This window comes from Mesorhizobium sp. WSM3866, from assembly GCF_002294795.1.
In the GTDB taxonomy this organism is placed as follows: Bacteria; Pseudomonadota; Alphaproteobacteria; order Rhizobiales; family Rhizobiaceae; genus Mesorhizobium.
Map to the genome: position 1 here is coordinate 1 of NZ_NSGC01000027.1, position 26367 is coordinate 26367.

A 26367-nucleotide genomic window follows, 5' to 3' on the forward strand; every position below is an offset into this window, starting at 1 on the left:
GCCAGACTGTCCCGACATTAGCGAAACCACTGTCCGGGAATTAGCGGAACCCCTGTCCGGCTTTTGCGAAATGCGCACCTCGACAGGGGAGGCCAAGGTGCGGTTCAAATGGTGCAGCAATGTGAGCAGCGTTCGCACGCTGATGCGGGCCGCCGATTTCGGTGCGCCCTGTTCTTCTGCGGACGCCACGGCAAGGTCGGTCACTGCGCGCCGGATTGAACGGCGGCGTCCGTCAGGTAGTCGAACAACGACGAAAGCCGGACCGCGCGCAGCACGAGACGAAACGAGCTCCAGACGCTGACCCGCAAGGCCGTGACGCGGGTCGATGACCGTCAAATAAGACACCACCCCGTCGAGAATGGCGGCAGCCTCTGATGTTTGGTTCGGGGAAGACCTTGCCCCATTCGCCGAACGGCTGGTTGGCGGTGATGAGCATCGAGCGCCGCTCGTAGCGGGCGCTGATGAGCTCGAACAGCACGCTGGTCTCGGCCTGGTCCTTTGTGACGTAGGCGAGATCATCGAGGATCAGGAGATGGAACTTGTCGAGCTTGGCCAGAGCGCTCTCGAGCGCCAGGTCTCGGCGTGCCGTCTGAAGCTTCTGGACGAGGTCGGTTGTTCTGGTGAAGAGCACCCGCCAGCCATTCTCGATGAGCGCAAGGCCGATGGCTGAAGCGAGATGGCTTTTGCCGCCGCCGGGCGGGCCGAACAGAAGCAGGTTCGCTCCCTTCTCCAGCCAGCTGTCGCCGGCGGTGATCGCCATCACCTGGGCCTTGGAGATCATCGGCACGGCCTCGAACGCGAAGGTGTCGAGGGTCTTGCCCGGCAGGAGGCGGGCCTCGGCGAGGTGGCGTTCGATGCGGCGGCGGTCGCGTTCGGCCAGTTCATGCTCGGTGATCGCGGCCAGAAAGCGGGCGGCGGGCCAGCCTTCCTTGTCGGCCTGTTCGGCGCATTGCGGCCACATGAGCTTGATGGCCGGCAAGCGCAGTTCGTTGAGGAGCAGGCTGAGCTTGGCGGTATCGACAGTGGTGTTGGTCTTCATGCCGCGTCTCCCGTCAGGCTGGCGCCGAGCAGGGCTTCATAGGCATTGAGCGGCGCAAGGCGCACGACGACATTCGGCAGCCGGGAGGGATCGGGGGCGAAGCGTTCCCGCAAGGCGGCCATGTCGGGCAATCGGCGCGCCTGCAGCGCGGCATCCAGTTGGGCGGCCAGTTCGCTCTCGCAGGCGCGCTCGTGAGCCATGGCGAGAAGATCCACCATGATGCGGCAGGCCTGCCGCTCCGGCAGTCGCTCCATGAGCATGTCGAAGGTGTGCCGATACGCCTCGCGCGGAAAGAGCTGGTCGCGATAGACCAGGTTCAACAGCGCCATCGGTTTGCGACGCAGCGAATGGATGACATGCCGGTAATTGACGACCTGGTCGTGTTTGCCCGATGGAGAGGCACGTCCGCGCGGCAGCGTCACGAGAAGGGTGCCGCCGATGAAGATGTCCAGCCGATCGTCGAAAAGGCGCACCCTGAGCCGATGGCCGATCAGGCGCGAGGGCACGGTGTAGAACACCTTGCGCAGCGTGAAGCCGCCCGATGAGGTGACGCGCACGGTGACCTCCTCGTAGTCGGATGTGCGCCGGACGGGCAGTTCCTGGAGCTCGGCGCGCTCGATGTCGATGCGCTTGGAATTGCGGGCGTTCACCCGGCTGACGATCTCGTCGACGAAGCGGCGGTAGCAGGCCAGATCGCCGAAATCGCTCGATCCTCTCATCAGAGCCGCGTCGTCGATCGCCCGCTTGAGATGGCCGTGCGGGCCTTCGATGGAGCCGTTCTCATGCGCGATGCCGCGATTGTTGCGGGAAGGGGTCATGCCGTAGTGGCCGCACAGTTCGTCGTAGCGGCGCGTCAGGTCCTCCCGGGCGTCCTTGTCCAGGTTGCGGAATGCCGCCGAGAGGCTGTCGCTGCGATGCTCGCGGGGAGCCCCGCCGAGCGACCACAGCGCGTTCTGCAGGCCTTGCGCCAGGGCAACGAAGCTCTCGCCGCCGAGCACGACATGAGCGTGCTCGAAGCCGGAATAGGCGAGCCGGAAATGATAGAGCCGGTGGTCGAGCGGCTGGCCGGCGATCGTGATGCCGGCTTTGCCCATGTCGGTGAAATCCGACAGGCCGAGGCGGCCGGGCTCATGCACCTGTCGGAAGATGACCTCCTGCTCCGCGCCGTGGACGGCGCGCCAGGAGCGGACGCGCCGCTCCAGCGTGCGGCGAACGCCGTTGCCCAGATCGGGGTGGCGGCGCAGCATCTCCTCGAAGATAGCTATCGCGCGAATGCCGGGCGCCGCTTGCAGCATCGGCACGACCTCGGTCTGAAAAATATCGGCAAGCGGATCGGCACGGCGTCGTTCCCGCGGCGCCTTCTTCTGCGAGGGCAGCCTCGAATCCTTCTCGATGCGATAGGCCGTGGCTGTGCTGATCGACGCCTTTGCCGCCGCGACGGCTGTCGAATTGGTCTGACGGAACTTCATGTAGAGCCTCATCTGGTGATCGGTTACGTGGCGGCCGGGCACAAAGTGATTCCTCCAAGTCGGAAAAACCACTGGCATACCCGGTCGACCGCGATCACCAGACAAACGCCCCCGAAAAGGCGGCGGCGCTGGCGGGTTGAAACTCCAGTCGGGCTACGCCCTCCCTGCGTTCCAACCCGCCAGCATTCTCATCTTGATTGACGCAACGCTCGCAGCTTCATTGTCGCGCCGCACTCGACCGCACCGCGATCAGGAACCAGGAACTAAGCGGGCAATCACGCGCCCGCCGCGCCCTTGGTCGAAGCGGCATGAACTTACCGCTATTCGGCCGGCGAGATCGCGCCATCCAGCGGGTCTCGACCCAACCCGCTGCTCAGGGGGCGGGGCCATGATGGGGTGGCCGAGCCGACGCGCCCGACGTCCGCTCTCTAGACCGAGAACAGCACCGAAGCGAAGACACGGGAGGGCCGGCACGCAACCCGCGGATGAGAGTCCGTCGTCTCTGAGCTCCACGCCCAGCCCTGTGCAACTTCGAGCTATCCGACTGCTTCGCAAACATGCCAAGCAAGATAGCCTTCTTGCCTTCAGCCTTGACGGGGAACATGAGAGACTAGCGATAGCCGCCCTGGCAAGTTGGCCAGTTCGCTGGCGGGCTCCAGGGATCTCGAGAGGGCCGGGCATTGGCCGAAGACTTCGGCGCCCAACGGCATGGCCTGTACGGCCATGCCTCCATTCCTGCATTTTCTACGAGTGTCGCGATAAACCCGGCTAAGTCATGGTCTGAACAAGCCGGCGCACGTAGTGAGAAACTCTCACTGAAGTCCGCCCCTTTCACTTGGCTGCTTGATCAAGCCAAACGTTGCCAAGGTCGATCTCCAACATTGGGTGCACCGCATAGCCTTTCACTCGCTTCGACGAGTGATTGAACAAAGTCAGCCAATAAGGCTGGGTTATGATGCCTGAATCCTGGAGAAGAGCTTCAATGTCTTTCATAAGGGCTTTACGTTTCTCTGGATCCGGCACTGTCAATGCCTTGTCCATTTTCTTGTCGAATTCAGGATTCGACCATCCGCTCTCATTCCACACTGCCCCGCTGCGGTAGGCAAGTGCCAGCACCTGAACCCCGAGCGGCCGCGCGTTCCAGTCAGTAGCCGAAAGCGGATATTTCATCCAGTTCACCCAGTATATGCTATCAGGCACGATAGTGCGTTTCACCTTGAACCCGGCATCGTGCAACTGCGCTGCCATCGCGTCGGCGCTGGCCTTGATCCAATCTGCCTCGCTGCTGAATAGCTCATGCTCAAAGTCCATCTGCCCGGCTTCGTCCATCAGACGTCGGGCAGCTTCAACGTCTCGCTTCTTCTGGGGTAGCGGATAGTATTCAGGGTGCAGCGGCCCCACGTGACAATCCGCTGCAACGGTGCCAAAACCGTTCTGAGCGGTCCTGAGGACAGTGTCGTTATCGATGGCCAACTGCAATGCCTTGCGCACTCGCTGATCATCGTATGGCTTATTCGTGACCTGTGTACGGCATATGATTGTTGCCGTAGTCTTGGCCTCGGATCTCACCAAGCCAGCTTGGTCAAAAGTGGCGACGTAGTTTGCGTACGTCTGCTCATTGGCATCGATTTCGCCCGATTCGAAGGCACTGTGAACGGTGGAAACGTCGGTTCCGTAGTCAATGAATTGCACCTCTTCGAGATGAGCTTCGCCGCCCCACCAGCTACCGTTGGTTCTGCGTCTTGCGACTGCCTTCTGGCCAACATCCCACGACACCAGTTCAAATGGCCCCGTACCCACAGGGTTTTTAATGATGTCCGATCCATGCTTTTCGAAGTCACGATGCACGATCAACGCAGGATAATCAGCAAACGCTGGGATAATCGTGATGTCCGACCTTGAAAGCTTAAGTTTAACCGTATGTTCGTCAATTTTCGTGATGGCGCTTTCGAAAACTTTTCCGGTCTTTTCATCAATCAGCGCAGTCATGCGCTCAGCCATCGAATTTCCGGGCGCGTCTTTTTCGCACCAGCGCAGAAGGTTAAACATAACGTCGTCGGCGTTGAATTCGTCCCCGTTGCTCCACTTTACGCCCTGCCGAACGTGTAAAGTGTATTCGGTGGCATCCTCGTTAACATCCCAGCTTTCGAGGAGCTTTGGCTCAAAAGTGTACTGCCGCGTGTATTTTACAAGACCTTCAAGAAATTGACGGCAAATATTTGATACTTCTGCAGAGTCGCTTATCCTTGGATCTTTTATGCTATAAACTTGCATTGCTATTCGAAGAGCGCCCCCCTTCTGAGGGGTTTCTTCGGCATACGCTGGTTGCGTCGCGCCAATCATTGAGTATGCCATGGCTGTCGAAGCACCGAATATGGAAGCAACCGCCAGAAATTCACGCCTGTCCATCCGGCCTTTTTTGGCCGCCTCGGCAAGACTGTCGAGGACCTTTGGCATCGGTCCGCTATGCTTAGTTGGACGCTTCATTTTAACCTCCCATTTTTCGATCTTCGGAAAAGTTACGCACCTAGTGCAAACCGAATGTAGCTCAGTAGTCTTGATGGACCGACTGGAGAGGCAGAGATCCAGCCAGGCACGCCCCTCATTTTCTCTTTGAATAGACCATGTGCCGAGCGTCTCGTAGATTAAAAAGATGACGGTTGGTATAAACATATGTCATCTCGAAAGCGTGCAGTTTTATCCTGAAGCGGTTCCCAGAACACTCAACCGAGGCTAGCCGCGCGAGTTTTCTCCGGTGGGTCGGTCCGAGGACCTCGGACCGGAAGACAGTTTCAACTGTCGCCTTACCGCATCGTAGCCGCCTGATGTCAGTTGGCAGGATCTAGAGGCATGGAGGCCGGAGGTGGAATCGCCCGCTCGGTCTCTGACGCCGCCACAGCGACTGCAGGCTCCAAGCGCCGGGAGTAGCCCGTGTCGAAGCATTAAATTGAAGTGGTCGAACGTCGGCGCTGGTCTTGGTGAGGAGAAGAAGTGTCTGGTCACGACGGCGTTGAGCCCTGGGGTCGGTCTTTCCGAGATTGGGCGATCAGCGGCATCTATTAGGTGAGCCAGCGTTCCGGGTGGCGCAAGAACTGGACTGTCGCTAATGGCGCAGAGGACGTTGAAACGCGATTCGCGCAGCCGCGATTATTTTGCTTCGGCGGGCGCCACTAGGTACCAGTGGGCGGAGAGATTAGGGCTCTGCAGGATGTCTGTCGGATAGCAGACGAGGACCAGCTCGAGTGCCTTCTGGCGGCAGCATGTTGGGCGCCGAGGTGATCAGAGGGCTTCATTGATGTTCGCCTATCTCGCCAAGAGGGCTATTATTTTGGCGTCAGTTGATTGTCGCGAGCTGATCGCCAAGCGCGACGACCGCTCCAGATTCTGCCGTGATGCGGATGCGTCCGGCCTGGGGCGCGGCGACGCGCGTCTCCATCTTCATGGCCTCGATGAGCACGACTGCTTCGCCTTCAGCGACCTGTGCTCCATCTGCGACCAGCCATTTCTGGACAATGCCTGGGATGGGGGCGATCAACGCATTTGCCTTTTGGGGGCCGGCCGACGCTACCGATGGCTGCTGAGCGGCCATACGAGAAAGGAGCGCGACGGGCAAGCCAATTGAATGGAGCCTCCCATCGATCTCGATCAAGCTTCGAATAAAGCCACCCTCAACCGGCTCGACACGCGGCGCGGGCTCGATGCCCCTGAATGCGGTCTCGATCCAGTTGGTATAGACTTTGAAGCCGTCTTCGCCGGTGAAGTCTCGTTCCCCGAGTACCGCCCGGTGGAATGGCAGAACCGAGGCTACCCCCTCTATCTGGAACTCTTGGAGAGCCCGTCGCGCCCGGGCCAATGCCTCATCACGAGTTGAGCCGGTAACGATCAGCTTGGCCATCATCGAGTCGTAAAACCGGGGGATATCAGAGCCGCTCTCGACCCCCGCATCCAGGCGAATGCCGGGACCGGACGGGGCCCGGAAACGCTTGACAACTCCCGGCGTCGGGAGGAACCCGCGACCTGGATCTTCGGCATTGATCCGGAACTCAAAGGCATGTCCGCGTGCAACAGGGGTTTCGGTTACAGAAAGGGGCAGACCGTCTGCGATACGCAACTGCTCGACGACGATATCGACCCCGGTCGTCTCCTCGGTCACAGGGTGCTCGACCTGGAGGCGCGTGTTGACCTCGAGGAACGAGATCATTCCGTTGTTGGAAAGCAGGAACTCAACCGTACCGGCGCCGGTGTAGCCGGCCTCGGCGCAGATCGCACTTGCTGCAGCATGGATGCGGGCGCGCTGATCCTCAGTGATAAACGGAGCTGGGGCTTCCTCTACGAGCTTTTGATTGCGTCGCTGGAGCGTGCAGTCACGTGTGCCTAGAACGATGGTATTGTCGTGGCGGTCGGCTATCACCTGCGCTTCGATATGGCGGGGCTTGTCGAGGAACTCTTCGGCATAGCATTCGCCGCGTCCGAAGGCTTCGGTTGCCTCGCGAACGGCAGAGTCGAACATGTCGCCGACCTCCTCCAGCCTGTGTGCAACCTTCATGCCACGCCCTCCCCCACCAAAGGCAGCCTTGATTGCAAGCGGCAGCCCAACCTTTTTTGCAAAGGCAACTGCTTCCGCTGCTGAGCTAAGCGGTCCATCCGATCCTTTGACAAGAGGAGCGCCAACTTTGGCTGCGATCCGCCGTGCTTCGACCTTGTCTCCAAGAGCTCTGATCACATCCGGCGTGGGCCCGATCCAAGTGAAGCCGGCATCGATCACCGCCTGCGCAAATTCTGCTCGCTCCGAAAGAAAGCCATAGCCCGGATGAATGGCATCGGCCCCGGCCTTCCTGGCGATATGCAGGATCTTGACGATATTCAGATAGGTGTCAGCCGGGCGGCCTGGCCCGAGGCCGTAAGCCTCATCGGCGAGCTCGACATGCAGTGAGCCGGCATCCAAGTCCGAATAGATGGCGCACGAGGCAACACCATAGTCGCGTGCGGCGCGCACGATGCGGATGGCAATCTCACCGCGGTTGGCGATCAGCAGTTTCTTCATCGGTCGGGTTCCCTGATGAACGGGTCGAAGGCGGCAATGGCGTTGAAGCGGATCTTCCCGCCGATCGGGACTTGACCCGCAAGATCGAGGTGATGGCTGGCAATCGCACCGATTACTGGATAGCCGCCGGTCAGGGGATGGTCGGCAAGGAAGAGCACGGGCTGACCAGTATGCGGAACTTGGACGGCCCCGAGCGATGTGCCTTCGGAAGGCAGCTCGGATGTGACCGCCTTTTCCAAGGATTCAGCCCCGGCCAGGCGAATGCCGACACGGCTCGATTCTGCCGTGACCTGCCATTCTTGCGTGAGGAAAGTGGAGATTCCTTTCTCCGTAAACCAGTCGGTGCGCGGGCCGAGGACGACATCGAGTGTGGCCGTATCGCCCTCCTTCGGCAGCTTAGCTAGGGCAGGGCGATCAGGATCAACGGCCGAGACGCGCTCGCTCGCGGGCACGAGAAGATCACCCGTTACGATCGGTGCCGGGCCGATCTTTGCCAAGGTGTCCGTCGCGGCGGAGTCGAGGAGCCTCTCAACCGCAAAGCCGCCGCGGATCGCCAGATAGCTACGCGTGCCTTCCGGCGGAAACTCGAGCCTCAGCTCGTCGCCGGCGTCAAGCGCAAACGGCTGGCCAAAAGGTGCACCGACAGTTTTGCCGTCGAGCGAGCGGATCGTCGTGGGCGCCGGCGCGCCCGTGACGGCCAGCGTCACCGGCCGGTCTGCCCTGATGGCAAACCCGCCGTAGGCGATTTCGATGGCGGCGGACCCACGCGGATTGCCGACACAGAGATTGGCCTCGGCCAAGGCTGCTCGATCGAGTGCTCCGGATTCCGATATGCCTTGTCCGGCCTGGCCAGGGCGCCCGAGATCCTGGAACAGCGCGGGACGGTCTGTGCGGGTGACGAGCAGCCCCCCAGAGGTGTTCGAGGTTAAACGGGGTGTCCCCGATTGAGACGGCGCCGCGGACAAGGAAACAGTTGCCCCCTTTGCCATGTCGCGGAAACGCACACGGTCGCCAGGAGCGAGCAAGGCCGCGCGGCACCGGCTAATATCCCATGTCTTGAGCGGTGTGTGGCCAAGAAGCTGCCAGCCCCCAGGGCTGTCCGTTGGGTAGATGCCGCCAAACTTCCCGCCGAGTGCGACCGAGCCGGCGGGAATGCGCACGCGTGGGCTCTTGCGCCGCGGCACATCGAGGGCCGGATCATCCGAGGTCATATAGGCAAAGCCGGGGGCGAAACCGGTAAAAGCTACCGTGTAGGTTGCTTCGGTATGGTGGCGGATCAGTTCGTCAGCCGACCAGCCAAGGAGGTCGGCGACATCGTTCAAATCCTCCCCGTCATAAGCTACGGGGACTTCGAACGTCTCGCCCTGCCGGCTGCTGCGATGCGAGAGATCGATGCTGGAGATCGCTTGAACCAAGGCAGTGCGATTGGTGGTCAGGGTATCGAAGCTTACAAGCAGTGTGCGGGCTGCCGGCACCAGTTCGAAAACACCCTCCGGGCGACCGGCCTGCAGGCCGTCGAGCAGGGCCAGTGTCGTCTCAAGGTCATCGAGTTCGACGAGCATTGCGTTGCTACCTGCAGGAAGAAACCTAAGCCGCTCAGCCATGGGTGAAGGTCTTCAGTTCAACGCCATCAGAAATCAGCGCCTCGCGAATCGCCCGCGCAATGGAGACGGCCGCCGGCGCATCGCCGTGGACGCAGATTGATTGCGCCTCGATCTCGATCCGCGTTCCGTCCATCGCACTAATAGTTCCCTCTCTGACGAGCCTGAGCATTCGGCTTGCGACAAGTTCTGGATCATGGATGACCGAGCCAGGCAGGCGACGGCTCACGAGGCTGCGATCGGCGTTGTAGGCGCGGTCGGCAAAGGCTTCGCAAACCACCGTCAGTCCAGCCGACCGCGCCTGCTCCACAATCGGCGTGCCAGAGAGCGCCATCAGCACGAGAGAGGGATCGACAGCTTTAATGGCGACAATGACATCGGCCGCCTGACGCGCGTCCTGGGAGATCGTGTTGTAGAGTGCGCCGTGCGGCTTCACATAGCGCACAGTCGTCCCGGCAGCCTTTGCAAGCCCCTGCAGCGCCCCGATTTGGTAAATCGTGTCGCCGATCAGTTCCTCGCTCGATGGATCCATGTTGCGCCGGCCGAAACCGACGAGGTCGCGATAGCCGATATGGGCGCCGACCGAAGCACCAACGCGCGCGGCCTCCTTCAAGACCGCGAGAATGCCCGCCGGATCACCGGCATGGAAGCCGCAGGCGATGTTGGCGCTCGTGACGATCGACAGCATCGACACGTCGTCGCCCATCGGCCATGGACCAAAACTCTCGCCGAGATCACTGTTGAGATCGACCCGTGCCATAGCGTAACCTGTTTAGTCTCTGAACGAGATTGTTGACTATCATGACAAGGATTGTTCAACAATATGAATTTTGATTGCAGTCATACCAATCGCGGGTAAGGAATGGCGAACCTGAGGAAGATGGACGTGGAAGACCGATCCCTGGCTGAAGTGGTGGCAGCCCGGATACGCGAACTTCTGATTGCCGGTGAGTTCGCGCCGGGACAGAAGCTTTCGGAGCAACAGGTTGCCGCCCGGTTTGAAATCTCGCGCAACACGCTACGTGAGGTTTTCCGACTGCTTACAAGTCAAAGGCTGCTGAAGCATATTGCTAACCGCGGAGTTTTTGTCGTCGCTCCGGATGAGGCTGCCGTTATCGATATATATCGCGTACGTTCTGTGATTCAGAAGGGGGCTGTTCAAGTCGCGATCAAAGGGCATCCAGCCCTCGCGCGAATGCGCGTCCTCTCAGAACAGGCCAAGAACGCAAGCTCTGTTGGGAAATGGCGGCAGGTAGGCACGATAAACATGGAATTCCATCGCGCGATGGTCGAGCTCTCCGACAGCCCTCGGCTCAGCGGCTGCTTCGACTTGGTGTTAGCCGAACTCAGGCTGGTTTTCGGACAGCTTAGAGATGCTGCGCACCTCCATGAGCCTTACATTGACCTGAACGCGTCCCTCGTCCGGAGCCTTGAGGATGGCGAAATCCAAACCGCGGTGTTGCAACTAGAAGCATATCTACTCAGGTCGGAAAGGGGGGTGCTCGCTGCGCTCCAGCGTAAAAGAACCGGGCTGACTTAGGTCTGAGCACTCGAAAACTCGAAGCCTGGCCGACGAGGATGGTGCTGGAGCGGGAGTTCGACGCTATTCGGACTAAATCCGCCACCGCGCACTTATACCGTAGGCTGATGTGCTCCCAAACACCCCTAGTGCACTATGCATCGGGATCCGTGAGGAAAGCGGATAAACCCTGAACGTCCATGGTGTCGATATGCGGACGGCGCCTTGTGCATTCCCAGAAGGAGCAGCAGCCAGAAGCTCTCGAGGCGGAGCTTAGTATTCGACTGGCAACATGCGGGCTCAAATGCGTTCCGCCAAGAACAAGATCGCGAACACACATCGAGGCGAGTTCCCCTGTGGCCTTACCTGCGGCCAGTCCAGCGGCAAAGAAACCAATGCGAGCCCGCTACAGTTTCCGTCACGATTTCGCCGATCGCGCAAGTTTCCGACCAGGTCTTCTTCAGTCACGCACAGCAGCGCTGCCAGGTCGCTCCCGGCCATCGGCGAGACATGTGCCCCGCCGAGTGCCAAGGGCGACATAAAATGAATTAATATGGCGAAACAACGGTTTCATAGTTCTCTGATGATAGCCGAGCAAGTATTTTCCGCGGCTCAGGGGCGAGCTTGTGCAAGCGATCTGTCAGCATGCCCCGCGGTATGCCCGATAAACTTCGCGAGCACACAAAACACCACCTGACCTAGGTCGATCAATAGGGTTGAAACGATGCATAAGTCGATGGTGGTCGCTCCACAGCCGGAAGCGGCGGAGATAGGTATCGAAATCCTGAAGGCAGGTGGCAACGCCATCGACGCCGCGATTGCGGTGGCTTTCGCACAAGGGGTGAGTGACCCGCAAATGTGCGGCCTGTCCGGGTACGGAACCATGGTCATTCACTTGGCCCAAAGCAACGAGCAGGTTTGCGTGGATTTCCACTCTCGAGCGCCCGCCGCAGCCACCTCGACCATGTGGGAGCATTTGTTCGAGGCTCAGTCGTGTGACGGTTTCGGATTCACGCTAAAGGGGCGCGTAAACGAACTGGGGTATGGCGCCATCGGGGTTCCCGCCGCCGTGCGTGGCTATCAATTGGCCCATAGCCGCTACGGAAGCATGCCATGGAAGGAGATCATCCAGCCCGCAATAGAAATGGCGCGGACCGGCTGGGTGATCCGGCCGGGAGTGTTCAGATTCTGGAGTGAGGATGAAGAACATCCTGGGGAGCGCCTGCATGTTTCGGAGGAAGGGCGGCGACTGTATTGCCGACCGGATGCAAGCACCAAGAGAATTGGCGAGAAGATCATCAATGCGGACTATGCCTCGACGCTAGAGACGATCGCAAGAGATGGAGCTGACGCGTTCTATCTTGGCGACATCGCCAAGATCATGATTGATGACGTTTTGGCGCACGGCGGCCTTCTGTCATATGAGGATCTTGCCTCCTATCGCGCCTGTGTTTCTCGGCCAGTCCGTTCGAAATACCGGGATTATGAAGTCGTGTCGGTGCCGCCGCCGGCTAGCGGCTTGATGCTTCTGCAGATGCTCAAGGCTCTTGAGAATTTTGATTTGGTAGGTCTGGGGCATAATTCGCCCAGCTATGTTAGGGTCGTTTCCGAGATCATGAAGCGGGCCACGATAGATAAGGAAGCGTTCATTGGCGATCCGGACGTACTTCCCGATCCGGCCGTAGAGTTGCTCGACCCCAAGAAGATCAAGCGGTGGGCTGACGAGATAGATCGCGGCGAAAGGCAAAAGATCACCCGTTCTTTAGGCAACTCCGAGGGCAGGCACACGACGCATATCACTGTTGTTGATTCCAACGCCAATTGCGTGGCGCTGACGCATACGCTTGCGATGCCGTCGGGTGTCATTACCGCTGGTCTCGGCTTCATGCACAATGGAACAATGGGGGCGTTCGATCCACGACCGAACCGCCCGGGCAGCATTGCCCCTGGTCGCATGAGAATTTCTTCCATGTGTCCGTCTATTGTCTTTGAGTCCGGAAAACCGCGGATCGTTGTTGGTGCTCCCGGCGGACCACAAATCCCGATGGGGGTGCTTCAAACGGTTCTCAATGTGCTGGATTTCGGCATGGCTATCGATAGGGCAGTCGCCGCGCCGCGGTTTTCGTCTACGAGCGATGCCATAGACCTCTCCAACCGCATTTCCCGCGCCGTTGCGGGCACCCTTTCGGGCATGGGATACGACGTGAAATATAGGCCGTTCAGCTATACCTTCAGCTGGGTCCATGCCCTTGAGTTCACGTGTGGCGGCTTGGTCGGTGGTGCAGATCCGGGGCAGGACGGCGTCGCCTATGGGTTCTGATTGCTCTTCTCGGATCCGGTGCCGAAGGTCGGGACTCAGAGGTTCTTTCAGGAGCGCCAGCCGGCGTCAGAAGCCCGGCGTCACTCGCCTGTCGGGAGGACTGCGTTCGCTGAGCGTAAAGCAAGTTCATTTCCGTACGGCTTCGCCGGCGCTCAGTGCCGCAATGGCACCCTTCGTCGAAGCCTCTCCGCGCCTAACAGCTCTACCGGGAAAGCCCGGTGATCCCAGCCGCAGCGGCGAGGACAATCGTCTGTTCGTGAACGGCGTCCTATAGGTTCTGCGTTCGGGAGGGCACTGGCACGACATTCCCGAAAGCTATGGCAAATGGAAGACGCTGCATCAGCTTTTCAGGCGCGGTCAAAGGCTGGTGTTCCGGAGCGTGGGCGGATTCAAGCCGTGTCTTTGCCGATCTGATCGATGATCCTGACAAATGATTATGTGATGCTCGACAGCACGTTATCCGCGCCCACCAACAGGCAGCGACAGCTGAGGCCATCATCCTTGCAATCCGACTCGAAAGATCCTCATACCCTACGACTTTGAAGCCTATAAGGCGCGGAACCCATCGAGCGCTGCTTCGACAAGCTCAAACACTTCAAACGCATCGCCACTCGAACATCCGGCGTGCCATATGCTGCATGCTCTGACTGACCGAGACCTTTTAACGGCGCGAAGCAGCTGCCACGCCGCTTCCGCCCGGCAACACATGGTCCCGCCGGCCGGCAAAACGACGACATAAACTTCGTTTATATCGCGGAACAATTTTTTCATAGTTCAGTGGCCGACAATCGGCGCGTAGTTTTGCCTTGTCCTTCCCGGCAGGAAAGGGGCTCGGTGCAGGCAGCATCTCAGCATGCCACCGTATTCACCGCTGACAGAGTTGCGACTTGATTTCGCCGGTGGGCTTACTTCCGTCGGCGCCAACCACAACCTTATGGGAGGATCAAATGGGTTTCTTTAACCGGTTGGGCAAGCCAATGCCCAAAATATTCGACAGGCTCGCCGAGGAAACAAATAGAGGCGAGATGGACCGGCGCGAATTTCTTGCGCTCGCCTCAACCTTTGGTGCCTCCACCGCAGTAGCGTACACCATGCTGGGATCCTTTCCGGCGGCACAAGCCGAGGAAACGGGAAAAAGAGGTGGGACATTACGTATCGCTATGCAGGTCTTTGGTGACAAGGATCCTCGTTTGGGTGACGATGAGAGAACTGCTAATATTTCTCGCCAATTCCTGGACCCGTTAGTCAAGTACACCAGACAATATACTTTCGAGCCATGGTTGTTGGAGAGTTGGGAAGTCAACGACGAAGCAACAGGATATGTGCTACACCTGCGCAAGGGCGTCAAATGGAACAACGGCGATGATTTTACTGCCGACGACGTATTATTCAACTTTCGACACTGGTGCGAAAAGGATGTACCTGGAAACTCGATGGCCGCGCGCCTAGCAACGCTGATCGATGAAAAGACGGGTAAGGCAAAAGACGGGGCCGTCGCAAAGATCGACGACTACACAGTTAAACTGACCCTGTCGAAACCGGATATCACAATCATTGCAGGCTTGGCCGATTGGACCGCCCTCGTGGTCCATCGCGACTTCGAAAAGAGCGGTTCAAGCCTGGCCAAACATCCTGTTGGCACTGGCCCGTTTGAACTTGTTTCATGGGATGTGGGTCAGAAGGCCGTTGTGAGGCGCCGGACTAACGGGACATGGTGGGGCGGTGAACCGTACTTGGACGAGGTGCAATTCATTGACTATGGCTCTGAAGGCTCTTCCGCCGTCCTAAGCGCTTTCGAGGCGGGTGAAATTGATGCAATCGACAAAACCAATATAAACGACATTCCAATTCTTGATAATATTGGTCTCATTAGGCACGAAGCGAAGACATCAACAACGCTGCTATTTCGTATGAGGGTAACAAGTAAGCCATACGATGACCAGCGGGTGCGCAATGCCCTCCAACTGGCCGTAGACAACGGCACTGTCTTGCAAATTGGCTACAATAGCCATGGCACCGTTGCCGCCAACTACCATGTAGCGCCAATACATCCGGAGTATTATCCGCTTGCGGAAAAGAAGCGAGATATCCAAGCTGCGAAGCAACTGATGACGGAAGCTGGCCAGATGGACTTCGAGCACGAACTTTTTAGTTCGGACGACGATTGGATAAAAAATTCGACCGATGTGGTTGCGCAGCAACTCCGCGAGGCCGGCTTCAATGTGAAGCGGACGGTTCTGCCTTCTGCCACCTATTGGGGAGACTGGATGAAATACCCGCTTTCAGCCACCAACTGGAACATGCGACCGCTAGGCGTTCAGGTCTTGGTGCTCGCCTATCGAAGCGGTGCAGCTTGGAACGAGTCGGGATGGTCCAGCCCTGAATTCGACAAGCTGCTGGATCAAGCATTAACGATGCCAGATCCAGAGAAGCGCAAGTCAATTATGAAAAATGTCGAGACGTTGCTGCAGGATTCTGGGGTGATCATTCAGCCTTATTGGTGTTCAATATTCAATCACTCGTCTAAGCAGGTCATGGGCTACGGGGTTCACCCCACATGGGATCTGGATCTTGGTAAGGTTTGGTTGGATCGCAATGGCTGAAGCCTTGCTCGAGCGGCTTGTCAACGTCGCAAGCCGCTCGAATTCCTCACCGGCGGGCTTCTTGCCGCGCCCAAGCAGGTGAGGAATGCCGTAAAGGACTTAACGTGAACTGGGCGACACTCTATGATTCAAACTGTAACAGGGCCAATCTCCGTCAAGAGTCTGGGCCGCACACTGATGCACGAGCATCTATTCATCGCGTTTCCGGGGGCTTGGTTCGACCCGTTCGTGAAATTCGATCGCCCGGCCTTAATTGAGGACGCGGTTGCGCGGTTGGTGGAATTGCGCACAGTCCATGGGGTATCCACTTTCGTAGATCCGTGCCCCATCGAACTCGGCCGCGACGTCATGATTATGAAAGAGGTGTCTGAAAGATCCGGGATGCAGATCATTTGCACCACTGGATTTTACTATCAGGAGAGGGGCCTGCCGATCTACTGGCGCGCCCGCACCGTCGATGAGATCGCCGAGCTTTACATTCGTGAGATCAACCACGGGATCGGCGATACCGGTGTGAGAGCCGGCGCTATCAAGGTCTCGACAGGCGCGCCCTTCGTAACAGAGCAGGAGAAGAAATTCACAGCCGCGGCTTGTATTGCCCAGAAGGTGACAGGGGTGCCGATCATCACGCACACTACACAAGGTTGCGCGGGGCCAGAGCAGCAGCAGCTGTTTGTAGCCGGCGGTGTTGATGCCCATCGGTGCCTGATTGGCCATTGCTGTGCCAGCCCAGAGCACGCCTACCATCGGCGCGTCGTGGATGGTGGCTCTTATATTGGATTTGATCAAGTTGGGTATAGTAATTTCCAACGGGACGATGTTCGCGCCGACAACGTGGCAAAGCTCGTGCGAAGTGGCTTTCGTGCACAGATAATGATGAGCATGGACTGTGCCTGCAGCACCCTCGGCAGGCCGACGACGCAACTGTCCTGCGAGGAAACGTCAAAAACCAAACGTTTGAAGTCACAGGACCTCTGGCCACCGCATACCTACATGTTCACGGACTTCATCCCAATGTTGCATGCCAAGGGTGTGAGTCAGTCCGACGTGCAATTTATCCTCGAGGAGAATCCGCGACGTTTTTTCGCCGGCGAGCTTCTGCCGAAGGCGTCGGCGAGCTAGCAGCTGCGAAATGCGTGTCCGACGCAGATATCCGAGGAGGGCCTCTAATTGACGATGATCTACGAGGGCAATTTTGAACGTACTCTAGGTCAACTCGTAGCCCGTTTCGCGGAAGCGGAAGGATCAAGGATCGAGGCGTGGACTTTCGATGACGAAACAAGTCGGCGTGAGGCCGAGTTGCAGCTCGCTAAATTTGGTGTCGAAGCGCGGTTTCGTAGCGCGTATAAGCCATTACTCCATTTTTTTCTGGAGGATGTGGATATTGTTTCGCTTGCAGCCGTCCACGTGGTCTACCCGGTGCATCGCATTTGCCATGTAAGTCGTTTTCGATGCGAGGCATATCCGCTGGCGGCGCTCGTCGGACACGCGGCCTTGACATTTGAGGCCGGAACTCAAGACGACCTTTTCTACCGGGTAAGGCTGAGACATAGTAACGGTAGCACCAGCACACATTCCGTCTTCGCGCCTAATCGAGTTCATGTGGACTCCATCGACGTAATTCATTTATCCCCTACCGGTTGGGTCAGGATCGGAGAGGCCAGCCCCGGCGAGCGGCTGCAAACTGACTACGAAAAGTTATTCGAAGCCGCAGTGCGGGCGGTGGTTACGCATGAATGGAGTGGGGAGGAGCCCTATTTTGAGGAACTGAACATCGCCGTCAACCTTCCTATTATGGACCGACGGTTGCCGGTTGACCAGGAAGCGATCTCCCTGCTGGAGGCGATGCATGAGGATCTCTATTTCTCTCTAATCGAGGTCTTCCAAAGGAAGTCGGGCCGATTACTTGGGGATTGGACGGGACAACCGGGCCAAATCGTTCCCGAAATCCGCTACGTGAACGCGGCGCCGGCGGTGCGGATAGAGACACGGCCTCTCACCCAATCTGAGGCTCCGAGTAGATTCATGCCGCTCAACGAGGCGGAGGAGCCAATCTCGGCGGCACAGGTGAGGGCGGAACTGGCCGGGATCGGCGGGGATGTCCTGGAGGCACGTTCGCGATCCGGCCGCTCGGTCAAGGCGCTATACCGGAAAGGGTCGGATCGTGCCGTAATCATAAGCGGTGGGCAGCATGCGAACGAGACAACGGGGGTGGTGGGTGCGCTACGAGCGGCGTGCGAACTTGCAGCGCGTCCCGACGCGCATTTCGTGGTCTCGCCGCTGGAAAATCCAGACGGTTATCAGCTCCATTGGCGGCTCCGCACTGATAACCCGTACCACCTGCACCACGCCGCGCGGTACACCGCACTGGGGGACGACATCTTAACCCGGGCGACGGAACCCCTATTCGAGAAAGCAATCCACCACGAGGCCCAGCGTCTCAGCGGGGCAAAACTTCACTTGGCGCTGCACGGTTATGCGTCCCACGAGTGGACCCGGCCGCTATCCGGCTATTTACCGCTGGCGTTCGAAGAGTGGGCGGTTCCGAGAGGTTTTTGTCTTCTGATGCAACATCATAGTGAATGGGCAGGTGCTGCAGAATTGTTGATTGACAAAGTCACGAGGCGTCTCGGGCGCGTGCCTGGCTTGCTCGAGTTCAATGCAGCTCAAATTAGCCTATTCCAAAGCCATTGCGGTGAGAGCGAATTCAAAGTGATCAACGGCATCCCCTGTTTTAGCTCGGAGGATAACGGCTGCTCGGTCCCTCTTCGGATCGTGAGCGAGTATCCAGACGAAACGATCTATGGTCGCGCATTCATTTCTGGTCACGACGCGCAAACAGAATTCGTCTTGGCCGTTTACGAAGCTTTTCAGCAATTAGACACGGTCTAGGGCTTGTTGGGATTCATCTGGAATTGATGACGACCGAGCAGAGGTAGATGAGGCTCTCGAAGCTTTTGTCTGTTTTGCAGGCTCTCATTGCTAGGCGTTTGAATTCTTTGAGTTTGCAGAAGAAGTTCTCGATGAGGTGGCGCCATTTGTAGATTTCGGCGTCTATGACGAGTGGCTTCAGCCTCTGTGGGCGCTGGGAGATGACGATGCCTGCACCACGCTCGTTCAGCTCAGCGATGATCCAGTTGGAATCGAATGCCTTGTCGGCAATCAGAGCGCCGAACTCGATGCCTTCGATCAGCGGCGCCACGCCCACCGTGTCGTAGCGTTGGCCGGGCAGGAGATGGAAGCGGACCAAATTGCCGAGGGCGTCGGTGAGTGCGAGGATTTTAGTCGTCCAACCGCCCTTGGACTTGCCTATGGCCTGACTTTGAGTCCCCCTTTTGCGCCCTGGCCGTGACGGTGGACCTTGACGATGGTGGCGTCGACCATGGCGAATTCCATGTCGGGATCATCCGACACCGCATCAAAAATCCGTTTGAAAACATCCGCCTTCACCCAGTCGCGATAACGCGTAAAGGTGGAGTTCCAGTGCCCAAACACCGCCGGCAAATCGCGCCAGGGGCTGCCGGTGCGCGCAATCCAAAGCACGCCCTCCACAAACAGCCGGTTGTCTTTGCCACTGCGACCGGGGTCACTGCCTTTGCCGAGACAATGCGGCTCAATCTTCGCCCACTGTGCGTCCGTCAGAACGAATCGATCCATTCCAAACTCCTTTCGGAGCTTGAATCATCTCTCGATCAAAAGGGGAATCCTGAATCCCAACAGACCCTAGAGCATCTCCTGTGATCGATGAGTCAATTGTGATGCAACGGCTGCGTTTTGTGCTGAATCAACATCCACCTGGATGGAGGTGGACGATGGGAAGAGCATTGAGCATGGATCTTCGGTCGCGGGTCTGGAAGGCGTCGGACGGAGGCATGTCGGCGCGGTTCGGCACGGGTGTATCCACCGCGATTCGCTGGATTGCGCGGCGAAGATCCGTGAACTGGCGCCACGCCCGCAGGGCCGCCGCCGCGCTTCCAGCCTCGATGCGCATGAGGCCTTCATCGCCGGGCTGATCGAGGAGCGCAAGGACAACACGCTGAATGAGATGGGAGCGGCCGCCGAGCAGTCTGGCCTGCTGCCGCTCCCGCGGTAGAGGACGCGCCGCTCTGTCACCAGCGCCGCTGTCCGGGCCTCCCAACTCCTAGAGGTGAAGCTGGTCTATATCAGGCGCAATCGTTTCTGAGTTGTGAGCTCCTGCGGCTAGTGTATCGGATAGCTTGAAAGGGCAGATGAGCGCGATCGCGCTCAACGGTCGACCTTTGGCGCGCTCGACGGTCGACCTTTGGGAAAGCTATTGGTCATGCTCTGACGGGGGATGGTCACCGTTGGACTGTGGGCGGCGATGGAGGGCGCTTTGGGCTTGGCCGCTCGTCTTCGTCAGTGTGATGCTGATCGTGGCGCGCTCGACTGGTGCATGTGCGGCTGCTTTTTGTGCAGCCGGGAATACCTTTCTGCAATGAACCACGAGGGCGGACGCTGAAGGACGAAGGGTGCGACGCCGTAGGCGCCAAATAGGAGGTCACTTATGCCAAACGTCTATGATGCGGTCGTATTGGGTGGCGGGCACAATGGCTTGGTGTGCGCATCGTATTTAGCGCGAGCGGGGATGAGAACCGCTGTGCTGGAGCGACGGCACGCCGTGGGCGGTGCGTCATTTTCAGACGAGGTCGTTCCCGGTTTCAAGTTTTCTGTCTTCTCCTACGGCTTGCAGCACTTGTATCCGCGAATCATTAAGGACCTCGAACTGGAGAAATTAGGTCTGAAAGCGGTTCCCTATGGTGATCTCTTTAGCCCCACAGAAGACGGACGGTGTTTAAGAACAAATTACGATGATGTCGCTACCGCTAAGAGTATCGCTCAGGTTTCAAGAAGAGATGCTGAAGCTTATCCTAAGTTCGTTGAGTTTCATAACAAACTGGCGGGGTACATGCGCCACCTCGGCACAGAGGTTCCACCTGACCCTACGGCTTCAAATTTCCGAGACATAACCAGGACACTTTCGTTCTCTTGGCGGAATTTTGGTTTGAGAACTAAGATGTTCGACTTCGTAGAGCTTATGACGCAAAGCGCGGACGAATACCTGAGCCATTGGTTTGAGAGCGATGCAGTTCGCGCGCTTTTCGCCTACGTAGGTGGTATCGGAAACTTCGTAGGTCCCCACTCCAGGGGATCTGCTCTTGCTTGCCTTTATAACATGCTTACGGATTACTCCGACGAGTTGGTGCACGGACATGTCATCGGGGGCATGGGAACTGTTTCGAAGGCACTAGCGGCGTCCGCTCAAGGATTGGGCGTCGAAATTCACATCAATGCCGAGGTAGAGCAGGTAATTGTGGAAGGTGGGAGAGTCAAAGGTGTCGCGACTAAGGATGGTCGCGAATATCGCACTGGGATTGTCGCGAGCAGCATGCACGCGAAGATCCTGTTCGGGAAGGCCGTAGACCGTAAACACCTCCCTGATGACCTTGTTCAGTCGCTCGAAAAATTCAATACCTTTGGCACGAATTGGAAAATTAACGTTGCTTGTAATCGAGCGCCTCAGCTCAAAGCCCTCGGAGCCAGTAGTGGTTCCCCCGTGCCGGCTTTCGTGCATATCGGGCCGACTATCGATTATTTGGAAAAGGCCTATGACGACGCGAAATACGGCGGCTTCGCGCAGTCCCCATGGATGACCGTAGCTACACCGACACATTTTGACAGGAGCATGGCTCCCCAAGGCAAGCATGTCGTAAATCTCTATGGCGGCCATGTCGCATACAAGCTCCGTGAAGGGGACTGGTCGAGCCGCCGACCCGAATTTCTAAGGACCGTATGGCAAGTTCTTGATGAATTCGTTCCTGGATTCACGAGCGATATCATTGATTATCAGGTGCTGTTGCCAACGGATATTGAGAATATCCTAAATATACCTGGCGGAAATATCTTGCATGGGCAGATGACACCAGATCAATTATTCTCGCGTAGACCGTACCCTCACTACGCTGACTACAGGACGCCAATTAAAGGACTTTACCAATGCGGCTCATCTTGTCACCCCGGCGGAAGCGTCAGTGGGCTGCCAGGTTTCAATGCAGTGGGCGAGATCCTGCGAGACCGCGGGAAGAAGCTGTCTTAGGCATGACTAGTAGCTAAACGACGACATGTACCTACTAGAGAGGGTGCAGGAGCCGCACAGTGCTTTCATCGACGCCGACTGCGAGAGACGCGGTACCTAAGCCGCATGGTCTGGAGATGAGTTGGTCGCCCGGTCCGCGGCGCACTTCGTCGCTCAAGCTTTGGTCGCCCTGCACTCAATGGAGCAATCGATGAGTCAGCCCAGCCCTTTGCGCCATGAACCGCCTGACAGTAGATCGTTTGACCTTACAAACCTCACTGTCCAAAACGTCCAAGTTGGCCTCGCACGCGGAGCATACACGGCCCAATCGTTGGTCGAGGCGAGCCTCGCCAGAATCGAGCGTTACAACTCGAAATACAACGCGATCATCTTTTTGATTCCATCGGCTGTTGAGGACGCGAAGGAAATCGATAGGCGGCGTGCAGCCGGCGAATGCCTCGGTCCGTTGGCGGGCGTCCCGGTCGTGGTGAAAGACACTGTGGATATGGCTGGCTTTCCCACAACTGCGGGATGGTCGCTGCTGTGCGGCAAAATGGGCGGGGTCAATATCATACCGGAGCGTGACGCGCCGGTCGTGGCCCGCTTGCGCGAAGCGGGCGCCGTGATCATCGGCAAGACCAACGTTCCTATACTTAGCAGTAGTGGTTCTAATGCCAATGACAGCTGGGCGGGGCCGACATTGAACGTCGTGATTCCCGATCGCGTACCCGGCGGCAGCAGTTCGGGTACCGCCTCTGCTGTTGCCTCGGCTATGGTAGTGCTCGGCCTGGGGCAAGAGACCGGGGGTTCGATTCAAAAGCCTGCTTCGGCGCAGGACCTCGTCGGCGTCAAACCAACTATGTGTTTGGTGGCCAATGCCGGAGTTTTTCCGCTGTCAGCCAATCGGGACGTCGTTGGTCCCCTGGCGCGATGCGTGCGTGACGCGGCTATTTGCCTAGATGTGATTGCCGGCTACACCTCAGAGGATCCCAAGACCCTCGCAGCCGTCGGTAAGACGCCGAAGGAGGGTTACACCTCCAAGCTTAGGGGAGATGCGCTTAAGGGCAAACGGCTGGCTCTTTATGGCAGCGGATGGCGCAATCAGCCTCTGTCAAAGGAGGCGGAGGTCCTCTACGGCAGAGCAAAAGAAGAGCTCGAACGACTTGGCGCAGTTCTGATCGAAGATCCCTTTGCCGGGTCGGGTTTTGCGGATCTCCGCAAGCCGCTTTCGGATTTCGACGCGCGCGGCCTCGAGTCCTTTCCTTACGACCTTCACAAATACTTCGAGCGGCTAGGCTCCAAGGCTGAGCTAAAGTCGTTCGCGGAGTTCGTGCAGAAGACTGAGAAAGAGAACCCGTTCGAGCCGTCAGGGTTACTGTACTTCTTGCGCGATCTGCCACAGTTCGCGGCGATCCTGGCAAACCCGTCTCGTCCGCCAGACATCAGCGAGTTCATTGATCTGAAGGCGATGTATCTCGGGATTTTCGATGAGGTGTTTGCTCGCCACAACCTCGACGCGTGCGTCTTTCCCCAAATGCTTCGGGAGCTACCACCGCTGCACGGAACAGAGCATATTCGCGCGACAACTGTCGACGAAATCAACATCGCTGGTCTCCCGGGAGTCACAGTTCCCGCTGGGTACTACGGGTCGGGCTCACCTTTCGGGTTAATCTTTGTAGGCAGAATGTGGAGTGAGGCCGAACTGTTGGCGTACGCGTATGCATATGAATCCGCAACGCGACACAGGAACGTACCCGCTCTCGACGGATAGGACGCAAAACTGGGCTGAAGCTGGGCGCCGTGCTCGGGTCGCCAATAGCTCCGCGTGTCAGCAGAAAACTGATACAATGACAACGAGAGTTCGGCCTCTCTGATGAGGAGCGGCGGCGTGCGCGGTCATTCGCCAGCAACTGATGACCATGCCGAGGCGACGGTATGCTTAGAGAGGCCACCACAAGATCAAGGTGTTCATCTCAGGCCAGAAGCGCCGCGTCACTGCCGCCATCAAACGCGAGATGAAGCGCAGGGCCGCCGCCATCGAGCCGGTGATCGGCCACATCAAGAACGAGCATCGCATGACCGCAACTATCTCGCCCATAGCCGAGGTGCTGCGATCAATGCGGTTCTCGCCGCCATGGACTACAGCCTCCGCCTCCTGCTCAACTGGCTGGGCTGCTTTTGCAGCTATTCCGGACATTGCTCTTTGCTCGCCCGCTGCCGCTCGCCGCCTAACAGTCGCATTGTTCACGGTTGACTCAACAGGAGGAACTACCAAACAGGCGGACTATGTCCGCCTGCGCTGCTGGGAGGCAAGTAACACGTTGCGAGTGACTTGCTCCACAATGGGGTCTGCGGGGAGTAGCGGAGGCTCGAAGCTGCGTGTTGCTGTCCAGTCGACGGTCGGCAAGAGGCCAAAGACCCAGTCTGTTGTGGGAGCGGAGAAGAGCATTCCCTTCCCATCCTGTTCTTGACAAATCATGGTGACAACCCCCCCAGAACCGGCAGGATGATATGGGCGGCCAAGGATGAACGTGGGGGGCCAAGCGCTGAAATCCCACTCGCCCCAGTGCCGGCAGTCCGCGACCGCGAGAAGTTTGGTCCCCGGAAGGGCTCCGTCGGCGAAAGTGAGTTGCGGACCACTATTATGAAACTCCACCTCTAATCCGTCCGCCTCGTGACCTATGAGTTTTATCTCCGCACCGAACGTCTCTCCGTCCTGGAGCTTCAACTCGTCGAACACCCAATGGTCGGCATTGCAAATAGTAAAGCCACAGGGAGGACGCGAAGGCCCACCGCTGAGTTCCCAGTACCACATGGCGCCGCCGGTTAGTAGTTCCTGCGGGGATCCAGGCCGATGTACATAATTGTACACGCCTGTCGTCGGGGTTACGCCTTCGTCGCGCAGTCGGTACGTGTGACCTGTCAGCGATGCGTTGGGTGCTGGCGACACGGCGGTTGCTAGTGGGTCAAGGGATTCACTACCGACGAAGTCGTAGTATTCTATTGCCGTCCTGTCGGTAGTCTCACGGACTAGCTCCTCTCCAAGGTTGCCACCGAGGAATATCGTATGGCCTCCGGAATTACGAAACTCGCGTACTGCGTCGTGCTGGTTCGCGGTCCAGTACTCATCGTGGCCGATCGTGAGAAGCGTCCCGTACTGGTCGAGGTTCGCGTCGCCGGAGGATATGTCGAGCCCTGAACAGAAGTCGACACCAGTGCCCTCACGTTCCAGCCAGTCAATCAACGCGAAGGCGTACGCGGCCTTCGGCGGATAAGGGGCCAAGAGGTTCCCGTTGGGAAGGCAAAGTCCAATACCGGGCCGGTGAAAGGAGGCCTTCGAACTGTCAAGGTCATCGCAGAATTCGCCATCGTCTGTACGCCCCAAATAAAGGCTGCGGTTATGCCAGATGTGGTAAGCAGCCCAGGTGCAAACATTCAGCTGGCAGAGGATCCGTGACCGTGGGCGCTCGCCGCCGCCCCTAACGATGAACAGCGCGTCCTCACCCGCTCGCCCCGAAGTGCGACCGCGCGGCTTAACGGCGGAACAGAACTGAGCAACATATACGCCACTCGGCCAATCGTCAGGAACCCGATCGAAGAGAGTCACCTTTGGCCACCGACATCCCTCGCTATCAGCGTCAGCCGGGCCGAGGTGACGCCCTGCTGACGAGGGCGGCAGGGCGTGCGGCTGTACTGGCCCTATGCGCCGAACGAAAGACAGCTTCGGGGTGAGGCGCGCATCCTCACATCCAATCACACGATAAATATCGACATAGCAGACTTCGCTCGACCTTGTCGCAACATGCACCGAGAGCTCTTCTCCCGGTTTCACGCTGATCGCTGTCATATATCCGGCAAAGTAGGGCACTTCCTCTCGTCCAGTCGCCGGATAAGGCAGATATCGGTATTCTGGCAACAACGAAGGATGCGCACCTGACAGGAACGGCTCGGTCTGAACCGGGACCTTGCGCCGCCGTGTGAAAGGCGGCTCTGGATAATGAGACATCGTCATCGCATGCTCCCTCGTAGACCTAGATCAAACAACACTGAACGCCGGCCTATGCCATCGCTGCCACCGCAGCGCCGGCTGCAAGATACCTAGCGTGATGTGCCTCCGACACGACCTGACCCAACTGCCGGACGATTGTGCCGCGTGCAGTAGGCCAAGCCCGCCGCCGACATCACGGTGACGAATGCGGAGCCGTAAATCCAAGCGCCTTACCCCGCTTCACCGCCGCCGACAGTCCTAACGGGGACCATCCCCTCACTATGCTCGACGCCGGAAAGCGGATGCGCAAGCGGGCGGCGTAGGGAGCTGTGGTGGCAACGCCGATGGCACGTAAGCGAGAGTTGCCACATCCGAGACCAGCAGAGTGGCGAGCGCGATACGTTTCGGAATCAGCATGCACGATAGCCCTCCCTAAGGTCGACCGTAGCGCGATGACGCCCACGCTACCTGCCGATTTTCGTTATTCGATATGCTAGCTGGCGGAGTTTTCAACTCAGAAATCTTTGCGTCTGATATAGACCAGCTTTATCTCTATTAGGTTGTTGAATAAGAGGGCTGTATCGCCCTGAGGGTGACCTCGTCGCTGTCATGCTAGTGAATGTGATCTCGATGGAACTATTATCAAGCAATCTACGTGGCCCTCGCCGGTGACTTCGTCTGTTTCGTCGA

The 26367-nt window shown here is 58.2% G+C and carries 16 protein-coding genes and 3 pseudogenes; 10 read left to right on the plus strand and 9 right to left on the minus strand.

Annotation, left to right across the window (positions count from 1 at the left end; translation table 11 throughout):
* The 7 genes from CK222_RS32760 to CK222_RS30375 all read right to left on the minus strand — a co-directional run.
* A partial coding sequence (locus CK222_RS32760) for a DUF5372 family protein (RefSeq protein ID WP_245433394.1) occupies positions 1 to 348 on the minus strand: 348 nt, incomplete at its 3' end.
* A complete protein-coding gene (gene istB / locus CK222_RS30350; protein WP_210201959.1) occupies positions 233 to 1039 on the minus strand; it encodes an IS21-like element helper ATPase IstB in 807 nt (268 codons plus the stop codon). The genes istB and CK222_RS32760, both read right to left, overlap by 116 nt.
* A complete protein-coding gene (gene istA, locus CK222_RS30355) occupies positions 1036 to 2520 on the minus strand; it encodes an IS21 family transposase (RefSeq protein WP_176477791.1) in 1485 nt (494 codons plus the stop codon). Before istA ends, istB begins: the two co-directional genes overlap by 4 nt.
* A gap of 819 nt (positions 2521 to 3339) precedes the next feature.
* Positions 3340 to 4995: an ABC transporter substrate-binding protein gene (locus tag CK222_RS30360; RefSeq protein WP_095802867.1), complete on the minus strand. Its 1656-nt coding sequence runs from the start codon at positions 4993 to 4995 to the stop codon at positions 3340 to 3342.
* Between the two features lie 847 nt (positions 4996 to 5842).
* Positions 5843 to 7552 carry a biotin carboxylase N-terminal domain-containing protein gene (locus tag CK222_RS30365; protein WP_095802854.1) on the minus strand — a complete coding sequence of 570 codons (1710 nt, stop codon included), beginning with the start codon at positions 7550 to 7552 and terminating at the stop codon, positions 5843 to 5845.
* On the minus strand, positions 7549 to 9156 hold the full coding sequence (locus CK222_RS30370) for an urea amidolyase family protein (RefSeq protein WP_095802855.1): 1608 nt from the start codon (positions 9154 to 9156) through the stop codon (positions 7549 to 7551). The genes CK222_RS30365 and CK222_RS30370 overlap by 4 nt, the downstream gene beginning before the upstream one ends.
* Positions 9149 to 9913 carry a 5-oxoprolinase subunit PxpA gene (locus CK222_RS30375; protein ID WP_095802856.1) on the minus strand — a complete coding sequence of 255 codons (765 nt, stop codon included), beginning with the start codon at positions 9911 to 9913 and terminating at the stop codon, positions 9149 to 9151. The genes CK222_RS30370 and CK222_RS30375 overlap by 8 nt, the downstream gene beginning before the upstream one ends.
* A 102-nt stretch (positions 9914 to 10015) precedes the next feature.
* On the opposite strand from CK222_RS30375, the gene CK222_RS30380 reads away from it, so the two are divergent.
* From CK222_RS30380 to CK222_RS30405, 6 genes and pseudogenes are all read left to right on the plus strand, one after another.
* Positions 10016 to 10693, plus strand: coding sequence for a GntR family transcriptional regulator (locus tag CK222_RS30380; protein WP_245433395.1), 678 nt, complete (start codon positions 10016 to 10018; stop codon positions 10691 to 10693).
* Between the two features lie 703 nt (positions 10694 to 11396).
* A complete protein-coding gene (gene ggt / locus CK222_RS30385) occupies positions 11397 to 12992 on the plus strand; it encodes a gamma-glutamyltransferase (RefSeq protein WP_210201960.1) in 1596 nt (531 codons plus the stop codon).
* A gap of 163 nt (positions 12993 to 13155) precedes the next feature.
* Positions 13156 to 13445 (plus strand): annotated as a pseudogene (locus CK222_RS33255) (transposase); the annotation flags it as partial.
* 494 nt (positions 13446 to 13939) lie between these two features.
* On the plus strand, positions 13940 to 15595 hold the full coding sequence (locus CK222_RS30395) for an ABC transporter substrate-binding protein (RefSeq protein ID WP_095802857.1): 1656 nt from the start codon (positions 13940 to 13942) through the stop codon (positions 15593 to 15595).
* A gap of 123 nt (positions 15596 to 15718) precedes the next feature.
* The gene (locus tag CK222_RS30400; RefSeq protein WP_095802858.1) at positions 15719 to 16717 is read left to right on the plus strand and encodes a hypothetical protein; all 999 of its coding nucleotides are present in this window, start codon (positions 15719 to 15721) and stop codon (positions 16715 to 16717) included.
* Positions 16718 to 16765: 48 nt separating this feature from the next.
* The gene (locus CK222_RS30405; protein ID WP_095802859.1) at positions 16766 to 18487 is read left to right on the plus strand and encodes a peptidase M14; all 1722 of its coding nucleotides are present in this window, start codon (positions 16766 to 16768) and stop codon (positions 18485 to 18487) included.
* Positions 18488 to 18500: 13 nt separating this feature from the next.
* Here CK222_RS30405 and CK222_RS30410 read toward each other — a convergent pair.
* Positions 18501 to 19252, minus strand: a protein-coding gene (locus tag CK222_RS30410) for an IS5 family transposase (protein ID WP_095802860.1) whose coding sequence is annotated in 2 segments (ribosomal slippage) — positions 18501 to 18922 and positions 18922 to 19252 — 753 coding nt in all. Because the reading frame shifts where the segments join, the coding sequence is not laid out codon by codon here.
* 155 nt (positions 19253 to 19407) lie between these two features.
* On the opposite strand from CK222_RS30410, the pseudogene CK222_RS30415 reads away from it, so the two are divergent.
* The 4 genes and pseudogenes from CK222_RS30415 to CK222_RS30430 all read left to right on the plus strand — a co-directional run.
* Positions 19408 to 19643: pseudogene (locus tag CK222_RS30415) on the plus strand (IS630 family transposase); the annotation flags it as partial.
* Positions 19644 to 20120: 477 nt separating this feature from the next.
* A complete protein-coding gene (locus tag CK222_RS30420) occupies positions 20121 to 21710 on the plus strand; it encodes an NAD(P)/FAD-dependent oxidoreductase (protein ID WP_095802861.1) in 1590 nt (529 codons plus the stop codon).
* A 190-nt stretch (positions 21711 to 21900) separates the two neighbouring features.
* Positions 21901 to 23460 carry an amidase gene (locus CK222_RS30425; RefSeq protein WP_095802871.1) on the plus strand — a complete coding sequence of 520 codons (1560 nt, stop codon included), beginning with the start codon at positions 21901 to 21903 and terminating at the stop codon, positions 23458 to 23460.
* A 181-nt stretch (positions 23461 to 23641) separates the two neighbouring features.
* Positions 23642 to 23943, plus strand: a pseudogene (locus CK222_RS30430) (hypothetical protein); the annotation flags it as partial.
* A gap of 30 nt (positions 23944 to 23973) precedes the next feature.
* Here CK222_RS30430 and CK222_RS33585 read toward each other — a convergent pair.
* Positions 23974 to 25701, minus strand: a complete 1728-nt coding sequence (locus tag CK222_RS33585) for a N,N-dimethylformamidase beta subunit family domain-containing protein (protein ID WP_348628822.1) — start codon at positions 25699 to 25701, stop codon at positions 23974 to 23976.
* Positions 25702 to 26367: the final 666 nt, after the last annotated feature.

Excerpts from the sequence above, each read along its gene's own strand:
- istB (WP_210201959.1), bottom strand. The coding sequence starts at position 1,039 with ATGAAGACCAACACCACTGTCGATACCGCCAAGCTCAGCCTGCTCCTC.
- istA (WP_176477791.1), bottom strand. The coding sequence starts at position 2,520 with ATGAGGCTCTACATGAAGTTCCGTCAGACCAATTCGACAGCCGTCGCG.
- CK222_RS30360 (WP_095802867.1), bottom strand. The coding sequence starts at position 4,995 with ATGAAGCGTCCAACTAAGCATAGCGGACCGATGCCAAAGGTCCTCGAC.
- CK222_RS30365 (WP_095802854.1), bottom strand. The coding sequence starts at position 7,552 with ATGAAGAAACTGCTGATCGCCAACCGCGGTGAGATTGCCATCCGCATC.
- CK222_RS30370 (WP_095802855.1), bottom strand. The coding sequence starts at position 9,156 with ATGGCTGAGCGGCTTAGGTTTCTTCCTGCAGGTAGCAACGCAATGCTC.
- CK222_RS30375 (WP_095802856.1), bottom strand. The coding sequence starts at position 9,913 with ATGGCACGGGTCGATCTCAACAGTGATCTCGGCGAGAGTTTTGGTCCA.
- CK222_RS30380 (WP_245433395.1), top strand. The coding sequence starts at position 10,016 with ATGGCGAACCTGAGGAAGATGGACGTGGAAGACCGATCCCTGGCTGAA.
- ggt (WP_210201960.1), top strand. The coding sequence starts at position 11,397 with ATGCATAAGTCGATGGTGGTCGCTCCACAGCCGGAAGCGGCGGAGATA.
- CK222_RS30395 (WP_095802857.1), top strand. The coding sequence starts at position 13,940 with ATGGGTTTCTTTAACCGGTTGGGCAAGCCAATGCCCAAAATATTCGAC.
- CK222_RS30400 (WP_095802858.1), top strand. The coding sequence starts at position 15,719 with ATGATTCAAACTGTAACAGGGCCAATCTCCGTCAAGAGTCTGGGCCGC.
- CK222_RS30420 (WP_095802861.1), top strand. The coding sequence starts at position 20,121 with ATGCCAAACGTCTATGATGCGGTCGTATTGGGTGGCGGGCACAATGGC.
- CK222_RS30425 (WP_095802871.1), top strand. The coding sequence starts at position 21,901 with ATGAGTCAGCCCAGCCCTTTGCGCCATGAACCGCCTGACAGTAGATCG.
- CK222_RS33585 (WP_348628822.1), bottom strand. The coding sequence starts at position 25,701 with ATGACGATGTCTCATTATCCAGAGCCGCCTTTCACACGGCGGCGCAAG.